The following is an 11,237-nucleotide window of genomic DNA, read 5'->3' as shown; positions in this document are numbered from 1 at the left end:
TAAAAGGTGAGAGTAAAGCTGACTTGTTTTTTTACGGATTTAAAATCCTAGAGTCTGGACAGTCTACTCCTCTCTATAACTATAAAAAATAGCTATGAAAAAATCTATCGTCATAGATTTCTTCATAGCTAATCTTAGTATGTTTTATAATATAAAGGCAGTTGATGATTGAATTAAAAATGCATTAATATCAATCTTTTCGACACACGTTATAGGAGGACAAGCATTCATGTCCTCCTACACTATTATTTAAAGAATTAAGATTCGTATTGACTTGAACCTTTTGACGGCTTAAGAATTGGATCTAAAATAGCTACAACAATAGTGAAGATGACAGCAATAATAATTGGATTAATTACATTTAGTGCTGGTCCACTATTTAAGCTATTCAATACGAAATTAACCATTTGAAGTAACAATACTGCCCAAATGAATGTCATGAGGTATCTCATATTATATAACCTCCACTTGTTTATTCGTTAACTCTATTTTAAGTGATAATATCTTATTTGTATAGTATAAATCTAAGACGTTGTTATCTCATACTTTTAATTAAAAGCAAAATAAGAAATTAGAGTATGTTGTAATTATAAAGATGTATTTAGTGAAGTTTGTTAAAATACATAATGGAAATGTTTTGTATTGATTGGGAGGCTCTCTGCTTGAGTTTAAAAACATGAATATGTTAAATTAATACCTGGTATTAAAAATTTTTTAAGAAGGTGTACAACCATGAATGTGGGTATTAAAGGTTTTGGTGCATATGCACCTAAAAATATTATAGACAATGCCTATTTTGAGCAGTTTTTAGAAACTTCAGATGAATGGATTTCTAAAATGACTGGTATTAAAGAAAGACATTGGGCAGACGAAGATCAAGACACATCTGATTTAGCATACAATGCAAGTATTAAAGCGATAGAGGATGCTGGCATTCAACCAGAAGATATAGACATGATTATCGTTGCTACAGCTACTGGGGATATGCCTTTCCCAAGCGTGGCTAATATCTTACAAGAAAGACTAGGAACAGGTAAGGTTGCTACTATGGATCAACTTGCTGCATGTTCTGGCTTTATGTATTCAATGATTACTGCTAAACAATATATACAATCTGGTGATTACAAACATATTTTAGTTGTGGGTGCTGATAAATTATCTAAGATTACCGATATGACTGACCGTTCTACTGCTGTATTATTTGGAGACGGTGCTGGAGCTGTTGTCATGGGAGAAGTTGCTGAAGGTCGTGGTATCATCAGCTATGAAATGGGTTCAGACGGTAGTGGTGGTAAATACTTGTACTTAGATAGAGAAACTGGCAAACTCAAAATGAATGGTAGAGAAGTATTTAAATTTGCTGTGAGAATTATGGGTGATGCATCTACGCGTGTAGTTGAGAAAGCTGGTTTATCTTCCGAAGACATAGACTTATTTGTTCCACATCAGGCTAATATTAGAATTATGGAATCTGCGAGAGAGAGATTAGGAATAGAAAGAGAAAAAATGAGTGTCTCAGTAAATAAATATGGTAATACTTCGGCTGCCTCAATACCATTAAGTATTAATCAAGAATTGCAAAATGGAAAAATCAAAGATGACGATACATTAGTCTTAGTTGGCTTCGGTGGAGGTCTAACTTGGGGCGCAATCGTTATTAAATGGGGAAAATAGGAGGATAACGTATGAATAAAAATAATAGAGTTGTTATAACGGGTATCGGAGCCTTATCTCCAATTGGTAACGATGCTAAAACAACATGGGACAATGCACTAAAAGGTGTTAACGGTATAGATAAAATCACAAGAATAGATACTGATGATTATAATGTACATCTTGCTGGTGAATTGAAAGATTTTAATATAGAAGACCACATTGATAGAAAAGAAGCTCGCCGTATGGATCGTTTTACACAATACGCGGTGGTTGCTGCAAGAGAAGCGGTTAAAGATGCACAATTAAATATTAATGAAAAAAATGCCGACCGTATTGGTGTATGGATTGGTTCTGGTATCGGTGGTATGGAAACTTTCGAAGTTGCACATACAACACTTGTAGAAAGAGGACCACGTCGAGTAAGTCCATTTTTCGTTCCAATGTTAATTCCTGATATGGCTACCGGTCAAGTTTCTATTGATTTAGGTGCTAAAGGGCCTAATGGTTCTACAGTAACAGCTTGTGCTACGGGGACTAATTCAATAGGTGAAGCATTTAAAATTATTCAACGTGGTGATGCAGATGCAATGGTGACTGGTGGAACAGAGGCACCTATTACACATATGGCAATCGCAGGGTTTAGTGCTAGTCGTGCATTATCTACAAACAATGACCCTGAAACGGCTTGTCGACCATTCCAAGAAGGCCGTGATGGCTTTGTTATGGGTGAAGGGGCAGGTATTGTTGTACTTGAATCATTAGATTCAGCTAAAGAGAGAGGCGCTGAAATTTACGCTGAAGTTGTAGGTTATGGTTCCTCTGGCGATGCACATCATATTACAGCACCTGCGCCTGAAGGTGAAGGTGGCTCAAGAGCTATGCAAGCTGCTTTAGATGATGCTCGAATCAAAGCTCAAGATGTACAGTATTTAAATGCACATGGCACAAGTACACCAGTTGGAGATTTATATGAAGTTCAAGCGATTAAAAATACATTCGGTGATGCTGCGAAGTCATTAAAAGTAAGTTCAACTAAATCAATGACTGGACATTTATTAGGTGCTACAGGTGGAATTGAAGCTATTTTTTCTGCTCTATCAATTCGTGATTCAAAGGTAGCCCCTACAATACATGCAATCACACCAGACGAAGAATGTGATTTGGACATTGTTCCGAATGTAGCCCAAGACTTAGACATTACCTATGCAATGAGTAATAGTTTAGGATTTGGTGGACATAATGCAGTGTTAGTATTTAAGAAATTTGAAGACTAAAATTAAATAAATGTAAACAGAAATCTTCAAGTGATGAGTTATTAATTTAGCTACTCACTTGAAGATTTTTTTATAATAATAAGGATACTCCGATACTCACAACTATATAAGTGAGGTTAACAATCAATGTTGGAACTACCCATGGGGAAATTATATAACTTTCTTTTTTAACTTTTTGTGGATTGAAAAAGTGGTCATTTTTCATCATACGTTTTCTCTTAGTTGAGGAAAGTTGATACTTTAAACGACGAAATCCAAAACTTGTAGCATCAAATATTCCTTCTTGAATGAGTAAAATAAGGAAAGCAACTATAAAAATAATGAATGATGTATAAAATAAGATATTGATTAAATTTATAAAGTGATTTGAATAAAATAACCATATAATTATTGATAAAACTGGCGTAAATAATGACGAAATCAAATAAGAATTTATGGACATTAATGAAACCTCCTATCTATGCTAGATGTATTTTAACTTAATATTAGAAAAGGGTGGATTTTTATATTGCAAAAGTAAGAGAATAAAACAAAAAGTCATTTATCTATATTTACTATAGTACTGTAATGCAAAATGATATTGCAATTGTATAAATATTATAGATATAATAAAGATTAATATTTCTGAAAATTATGAAGGGAATGTCAATTTTGAATATTCTTTAATTTAGGAGGGTGTATATGACTAAATATGTGTTGAAACGATTGTGTTATATGTTTGTGTCGTTATTTATTGTTATAACAATTACATTTTTCTTAATGAAATTAATGCCAGGATCTCCGTTTAATGACACAAAACTTAATGCGCAACAAAAAGAAATATTAAATGAAAAGTACGGTTTGAATGATCCAGTAGCATTACAATATGTTAATTATTTGAAAAATGTAGTAACAGGTGATTTTGGCAACTCATTTCAATATCATAATATGCCAGTGTGGGATTTAGTTAAACCACGATTGATACCTTCAATGGAGATGGGAATAACGGCTATGGTTATTGGTGTTGTTTTAGGTTTAGTATTAGGTGTTGCTGCTGCTACTAAACAAAATACATGGGTAGACTATACAACAACAATTATCTCTGTTATCGCAGTATCAGTGCCGTCATTTGTCTTAGCAGTTTTATTGCAGTATGTATTTGCAGTTAAGTTAGAATGGTTTCCAGTTGCAGGATGGGAAGGTTTTTCTACAGCTATTTTACCTTCTCTAGCACTATCAGCTACAGTTTTAGCAACTGTTGCAAGATATATTAGAGCTGAAATGATTGAAGTACTCAGTTCAGATTACATACTTTTAGCTCGAGCTAAAGGAAATTCTACTTTAAAAGTGCTCTTTGGACATGCATTACGAAATGCATTAATTCCTATTATTACAATCATTGTACCTATGTTAGCAGGTATATTAACAGGAACATTAACAATTGAAAATATCTTTGGTGTTCCAGGCTTAGGTGATCAATTTGTTCGTTCTATAACTACAAATGATTTTTCAGTCATCATGGCTACTACGATATTATTCAGTACTTTATTTATTGTTTCGATCTTTATTGTAGACATTTTATATGGTGTTATCGATCCAAGAATTCGTGTGCAAGGGGGCAAGAAATAATGAGTAATAAAGAAGATGTTACAAACATTAATGGCGATATTTCTAATGGCACGATGTCACATACAAGTAATGATATTTCGAATACAGATTTTATAATTAGAGATTTAGACTTGAATCAAGAGCCGGAAATGCCGCGTGAAAGTAAGAATTTTTGGCAAGATGCTTGGTCACAATTGAAACGTAATAAATTAGCAGTAATCGGAATGATAGGTTTGTTGCTTATAGTTATTATGGCATTTATAGGACCATTAATGAATAAACACGATTTTGCTGAGCAGAATGTTGATCATCGTAATCTCCCAGCAAAAATACCATTATTAGATCATGTTTCATTTTTACCTTTTGACGGTAAAGGTACGGACGGTAAAAATGCTTACAAAGAAGCAGGTGCGAAAGAAAACTATTGGTTTGGTACTGATCAACTTGGACGTGATTTATGGACACGTACTTGGAAAGGTGCGCAAATTTCACTTTATATTGGTGTAGTTGCTGCATTATTAGATATTTGTATTGGCGTTGTATATGGAGCCATTTCTGGGTTCTTTGGAGGCAGGGTAGATGATGTGATGCAAAGGATTTTAGAAATTATTGCTTCTATACCCAATTTAATTGTCGTTATTTTATTCGTACTTATTTTTGAACCATCAATTTGGACTATTATATTAGCTATGTCAATTACTGGCTGGCTGGGGATGAGTAGAGTGGTACGTGGAGAATTTTTAAAATTGAAAAATCAAGAATTTGTTTTGGCATCTCAAACATTGGGTGCTTCTAAATTCAAGTTAATCTTTAAACATATATTACCTAACACTTTAGGAGCAATTGTCGTTACATCAATGTTTACTGTTCCAAGTGCAATATTTTTCGAAGCATTTTTAAGCTTTATTGGAATAGGGGTGCCTGCACCTAAGACATCATTAGGATCTCTTGTCAATGATGGACGTGCAATGTTGTTGATACATCCTCATGAATTATTTATTCCAGCAATCATTTTAAGTTTATTGATTTTATTCTTCTATCTATTTAGTGATGGACTACGTGATGCATTCGACCCAAAAATGCGAAAATAAAGGAGGTAAAAATAATGACAGAAACGGTATTAGAAGTAAATGATTTGCACGTTTCCTTTGATATTGCTGCGGGAGAAGTGCAAGCTGTCAGAGGCGTGGATTTTCATTTGAATAAAGGGGAAACGTTAGCCATTGTTGGAGAATCTGGATCTGGAAAATCTGTAACAACTAAGGCAATTACAAAACTTTTTCAAAAAGATACAGGAAGAATAAAAAAGGGAGAAATCTTATTTTTAGGTGAGGACTTAGCTCAGAAAAGTGAAAAAGAACTGATACAGCTAAGAGGTCGAGATATTTCAATGATATTTCAGGATCCTATGACTTCTTTAAATCCAACAATGCAAATCGGAAAGCAAGTCATGGAACCTCTAATTAAACATAAGAAATTAAGTAAAGCAAAGGCCAAGCAAAGAGCATTGGAAATTTTGAATTTAGTTGGTTTACCTCGTGCTGAAAAACGATTTAAAGCCTATCCACATCAATTTTCAGGAGGACAACGTCAGAGAATAGTTATTGCAATAGCATTGGCATGTGAGCCTAAAATATTAATTGCTGATGAGCCTACAACTGCTTTAGATGTCACAATGCAGGCTCAAATTTTAGATCTTATGAAAGAACTACAAAATAAGATTGAAACTTCAATTATCTTTATTACGCATGATTTAGGCGTTGTAGCAAATATTGCGGACAAAGTAGCCGTAATGTATGGGGGACAGATGGTTGAAACAGGAGATGTGAATGAAATATTTTATGATCCTAAACATCCCTATACATGGGGATTACTTTCTTCAATGCCTGATTTAACAACCAGTAATGACACGGATTTAATTGCAATTCCAGGTACACCACCAGATTTACTTCATCCACCTATTGGTGATGCTTTTGCACGTAGAAGTCGATATGCTTTAGATATTGATTTCAAGGAAGAACCGCCTTGGTATAAAGTGTCACCCACTCATTTTGTAAAATCTTGGTTGTTAGATGCAAGAGCTCCGAAAGTTACGCCACCATCAATGGTTCAAAAACGATTAAGAACAATGCCAAATAATTATAAACAACCACAAAGAGTAGAGAGGGTGGCTTTTAATGAGTAATGAAAATGTATTATTACAAGTTAAAAACTTAAAACAATATTTTAATCAAGGTAAACATAATGAAGTTAAAGCGATTGATAATATAAGTTTTGATGTTTATAAAGGGGAAACGTTAGGGCTTGTAGGAGAGTCTGGATGTGGTAAATCAACGACTGGAAAATCCATTATCAAATTAAATGATATTACTGATGGTGCAATTGAGTATGATGGTAAAGATATTCATCAAATTAGAAAACGTAAAGAGCGATTGAAGTTTAATAAAAAAATTCAAATGATATTTCAAGATCCATATGCATCTCTAAATCCTCGGTTAAAGGTTATGGATATCGTAGCTGAAGGAATAGATATTCACAAACTTGCTAGTAGTCAGCGGGATCGAAAGAAACGTGTATACGACCTTTTAGAAACAGTTGGTTTAGGTAAAGAACACGCGAATCGTTATCCACATGAGTTTTCAGGCGGACAAAGACAACGTATTGGTATCGCACGTGCATTAGCTGTAGAGCCAGAATTTATTATTGCAGATGAACCGATATCAGCATTAGATGTATCGATTCAAGCTCAAGTCGTTAATCTTTTATTAAAGCTACAACGTGAACGTGATATTACTTTAATGTTTATTGCTCATGATTTATCAATGGTGAAATATATTTCCGATAGAATTGCAGTAATGCATTTCGGAAAAATTGTAGAAATTGGACCGGCTGATGATATTTATAAATATCCATTACATGATTATACTAAGTCATTATTAAGTGCCATTCCACAGCCTGATCCTGATGTTGAGAGAAATCGTCAACGTGTTTTATATCATGAAGATGCAAAGCTTAATGAACAAAGACAATTAAATGAAATTAGACCACAACATTATGTATTTTCTACTCAAAACGAAGCAATTAAATTGAAACAAAAGTATGGTTTGTCTGTTAAATAAGTTAAGAAAGGGGGAATTAAAAGATGAAAAGTTTGAAAGGCTTAATTATTTTATTAAGTGTATGCATAGTTTTATCTGCTTGTAGTAATAAGCAGAGTTTATATTCAGATCAGGGGCAAGTTTTTAGGAAGGTCATTTCACAAGATATGACGACACTTGATACTGCATTAATCACAGATGCTGTTTCTGGTGATATAGCAGCTCAAGCATTTGAAGGATTATATACTTTAAATAAAGAGGATAAAGCTGAGCCAGCCATTGCAACATCTTTTCCAAAGAAGAGTAATGGTGGCAAAACACTTACGATTAATTTAAGAAAAAATGCAAAATGGTCCAATGGAGATTCGGTAACTGCATATGACTTCGTATATGCGTGGAGAAAGGTAGTTAATCCTAAGACGGCTTCTGAGTTTGCATACATAATGAGTGATATAAAGAATGCAGATGAAGTTAATGCAGGTAAAAAATCAGTCAAAGATTTGGGTATCAAAGCTATAGGTAAATATCAATTACAAGTAGATTTAGAAAGACCTGTACCTTATATTAATGAACTATTAGCACTTAATACATTTAATCCTCAAAATGAGAAAGTTGCTAAAAGGTTTGGAGAACAATATGGTACAACTGCTGAAAAAGCAGTGTACAATGGACCATTTGAGGTAACAAATTGGAAAGTGGAAGATAAAATTCAATTAGTTAAAAATGAACAATATTGGGATAAGAAGAATGTAAAATTAGATAAAGTGAACTATAAAGTATTAAAAGATCAACAAGCAGGTGCATCGTTATATGATACTGGCTCGGTCGATGATACTATTATAACTTCTGAACAAGTTGATAAATATAGAGGAGAATCTGCTTTGAATTATCGTTTAACAGCAGCAACATTCTTTATTAAAATGAATCAAAAAACAGTTCCTGAATTTAAAAATAAGCATTTAAGATTGGCTATAGCTCAAGCAATAAATAAAAAAGGATATGTCAATTCTGTTTTAAATGATGGTTCGCTACCATCAAATAATTTTACTGGTATAGGAACTGCCGATACACCGGAGGGCAAAGATTTTGCAAGAACCATCAAATCACCATTAAAATTCAACCCTGATTTAGCGAAAAAGAATTGGAGAGAAGCACAAAAAGAATTAGGAAAAAATAAATTTACTTTTACGATGAACACACAGGATACACCTGCTTCAAAAATTGCTGCCGAATATATAAAATCTCAAGTTGAGAAGAATTTACCAGGTGTGACACTCAAAATTAAACAAATGCCATTTAAACAAAAAACTACTTTAGAATTAGCAAATAACTATGAAGCAAGTTATTCAGGTTGGAGTCCTGATTATCCTGATCCAACAGCATTTCTTCAAACAATGACAAAAAATAATGCACAGAATAATACAGATTGGAGTAATAAAGAATACGATCAATTACTCAAAGAAGCCAACAGCAAGCTTTTACGAAAGCCAGGTGAACGTAATACCTCATTACAAAAAGCGGAATATATCTTATTACATGAAGCGCCAGTCGCTCCTGTTTATCAAAAAGGAGAGGCACACTTAACGAATCCGCAAGTAAAAGGATTACAATATCACAAAGTAGGGCCTGAAACGACGCTTAAACATGTCTATATTGATAAATCAATCAATAGGGAGACAGGTAAATAGGAGTATAAAAATGCCTCGAAAATTATTTCCGAGGCATTTTTATATTATATAGTATTATCTTTTTCGACCTAAGCCCATTGCTTTTTCCATTTTTTTCAATGTTTTAAATGAAGCTTTTTGAGCTTTTTCTTTACCTTTATCTAGAATATCATCTAGGTCATCAGAATTATAAAAACTTGCATATTTTTCTTGGAAATTAATAAGAAAATCTTTAACGATTTCCGATAAGTCACCTTTAAATTTACCGTAACCTTCACCTTCATATTTAGATTCAATATTCTTAATAGAGTCATTAGTTAGACCAGAATAAATTGAAAGTAAATTTGAAATGCCTGGTTTATTCTCACGATCAAATTTTATTATACCATCAGAGTCTGTCACAGCGCTTTTAATTTTTTTGGCAGCGACATGAGGTTCATCCAATAAAGAAATGAAATTCTTCTGATTATCATCACTTTTACTCATTTTTTTAGTAGGATCTTGTAAACTCATCACACGCCCACCAACTTTAGGCATTCGTACCTCTGGTTTTACTAATACATCGTTATATCTACTATTGAAACGATCTACTAAATTTCGTGTCAGTTCCATATGTTGCTTTTGATCATCACCAACAGGAACAATGTTAGTGTTGTAAATCACGATATCAGCCGCCATCAATGGTGGGTAAGTGAGTAGACCAGCAGGTACGCCATCTGCTCGTTTCTGAGCTTTGTCTTTAAACTGCGTCATACGTTCCAATTCACCAATAGAAGCTATTGTTGTAAGCATCCAACCAGCTTGCACGTGTGCAGGGACTTCAGATTGAATAAATAAAGTCGATTTATCTGGATCAATACCTGATGCCAAATAAATTGCTGCGAGTTGACGTATTTGCTTGCGTAATTTTAAGCGGTCTTGTGGTACCGTTATAGCATGTTGGTCTACGATACAGAAAAAACATTCATAGTCATCTTGAACATCTACAAATTGTTTTAATGCACCGATGTAGTTACCAATTGTTGGAATACCACTTGGCTGAATTCCTGAGAATAAAGTTTCCATATTAGATGCCTACTTTCTTATTAAGATTGTTTATGTATCATTATAACAGTATTTCGTTAATTTGTAAGTTGTGTTAAAATATCTATATCTGGGTATATCATTAAAGAGAAGTATACATTTTTATTTATTTTTAAGATTTCTCAGAAAAATTAGGTTTTTCTCATTTAATTTTAATCTTAGTCATTTATAATAATAAGTATAAGATTAAGAAAGCTAAAAACTTAATTTCTTTAATTAACAAATAATTTTAAAATAATGAATTAAATTCATTCTATAGGAGAGTGAGATGTATGGTAACATTATTTACTTCACCAAGTTGCACATCTTGCCGTAAAGCGAAAGCATGGTTACAAGAACATGATATTCCGTATACGGAGCGTAACATTTTTTCTGAACATTTAACAATTGATGAAATTAAACAAATTCTAAAAATGACTGAAGATGGAACTGACGAAATTATTTCAACACGTTCTAAGACATATCAAAAATTGAATGTGGATATAGATTCACTACCATTACAAGATTTATACTCAATCATTCAAGATAATCCTGGCTTGTTACGTCGTCCAATTATTTTAGATGACAAACGTTTACAAGTTGGATATAACGAAGATGAAATTCGTCGTTTCTTACCACGAAAAGTACGTACATTCCAATTACAAGAAGCGCAACGTCTAGTTGATTAACAACTTCTTTGAAAGATATTTGAGAGTGGAATAGAATTCTTGCTGATTTCATTCTTCCACTTTGGTAACGAAGAATCGTGTTTAACAACGCTTAACATATGCGTACTAACAATTTAGTCATCGATTGCCATTCGTTAAAGTATGCCTAGGACTTTTTGGTCCTAGGCTCTTTTATATATTATCTTATTAAAAGTAAGTTTTTTG

11 protein-coding genes are annotated in these 11,237 nt (G+C 33.3%); 8 read left to right on the top strand and 3 right to left on the bottom strand.

Going from position 1 to position 11,237, the window contains the following annotated elements:
• Positions 1-257 precede the first annotated feature (257 nt).
• On the bottom strand, positions 258-452 hold the full coding sequence (locus tag ACVBFA_RS11345) for a YjzD family protein (RefSeq protein WP_002457178.1): 195 nt from the start codon (positions 450-452) through the stop codon (positions 258-260).
• A gap of 280 nt (positions 453-732) precedes the next feature.
• On the opposite strand from ACVBFA_RS11345, the gene ACVBFA_RS11340 reads away from it, so the two are divergent.
• Complete coding sequence (locus tag ACVBFA_RS11340; RefSeq protein WP_002476523.1) at positions 733-1,674, top strand: beta-ketoacyl-ACP synthase III; 942 nt, start codon at positions 733-735, stop codon at positions 1,672-1,674.
• A gap of 11 nt (positions 1,675-1,685) precedes the next feature.
• Complete coding sequence (fabF, locus tag ACVBFA_RS11335; RefSeq protein WP_126122438.1) at positions 1,686-2,930, top strand: beta-ketoacyl-ACP synthase II; 1,245 nt, start codon at positions 1,686-1,688, stop codon at positions 2,928-2,930.
• Between the two features lie 70 nt (positions 2,931-3,000).
• Here fabF and ACVBFA_RS11330 read toward each other — a convergent pair whose 3' ends face one another.
• Entirely contained in the window at positions 3,001-3,372 is a 372-nt protein-coding gene (locus tag ACVBFA_RS11330) for a DUF3899 domain-containing protein (protein WP_002446065.1), read from the bottom strand.
• 239 nt (positions 3,373-3,611) lie between these two features.
• Between ACVBFA_RS11330 and opp3b the strand changes: the two genes are divergently transcribed.
• From opp3b to ACVBFA_RS11305, 5 genes are read left to right on the top strand one after another with little or no spacing between them, the layout of a single operon-like run.
• Positions 3,612-4,538, top strand: coding sequence for an oligopeptide ABC transporter permease (gene opp3b / locus ACVBFA_RS11325; RefSeq protein WP_001829338.1), 927 nt, complete (start codon positions 3,612-3,614; stop codon positions 4,536-4,538).
• Positions 4,538-5,608 carry an oligopeptide ABC transporter permease gene (gene opp3C / locus ACVBFA_RS11320; protein ID WP_002446066.1) on the top strand — a complete coding sequence of 357 codons (1,071 nt, stop codon included), beginning with the start codon at positions 4,538-4,540 and terminating at the stop codon, positions 5,606-5,608. The genes opp3b and opp3C overlap by 1 nt, the downstream gene beginning before the upstream one ends.
• 14 nt (positions 5,609-5,622) lie before the next feature.
• Positions 5,623-6,702 (top strand): ABC transporter ATP-binding protein, encoded by a 1,080-nt coding sequence (locus ACVBFA_RS11315; RefSeq protein WP_002457175.1) that lies wholly within the window; start codon positions 5,623-5,625, stop codon positions 6,700-6,702.
• Positions 6,695-7,636, top strand: coding sequence for an ABC transporter ATP-binding protein (locus tag ACVBFA_RS11310; RefSeq protein WP_126122440.1), 942 nt, complete (start codon positions 6,695-6,697; stop codon positions 7,634-7,636). Before ACVBFA_RS11315 ends, ACVBFA_RS11310 begins: the two co-directional genes overlap by 8 nt.
• Positions 7,637-7,659: 23 nt before the next feature.
• Positions 7,660-9,303 carry a peptide ABC transporter substrate-binding protein gene (locus tag ACVBFA_RS11305; protein ID WP_126122441.1) on the top strand — a complete coding sequence of 548 codons (1,644 nt, stop codon included), beginning with the start codon at positions 7,660-7,662 and terminating at the stop codon, positions 9,301-9,303.
• Positions 9,304-9,357: 54 nt separating this feature from the next.
• Here the strand turns inward: ACVBFA_RS11305 and trpS are convergent, their stop codons facing one another.
• Positions 9,358-10,347 carry a tryptophan--tRNA ligase gene (gene trpS, locus ACVBFA_RS11300; RefSeq protein WP_002446070.1) on the bottom strand — a complete coding sequence of 330 codons (990 nt, stop codon included), beginning with the start codon at positions 10,345-10,347 and terminating at the stop codon, positions 9,358-9,360.
• Between the two features lie 290 nt (positions 10,348-10,637).
• Here trpS and spxA point away from each other — a divergent pair, with 290 nt between their 5' ends.
• Positions 10,638-11,033 (top strand): transcriptional regulator SpxA, encoded by a 396-nt coding sequence (gene spxA / locus ACVBFA_RS11295; RefSeq protein WP_001829294.1) that lies wholly within the window; start codon positions 10,638-10,640, stop codon positions 11,031-11,033.
• Positions 11,034-11,237 lie beyond the last annotated feature (204 nt).

This window comes from Staphylococcus sp. MSU001, assembly GCF_052976705.1.
This window is presented reverse-complemented; position numbering and strand designations above follow the sequence as displayed.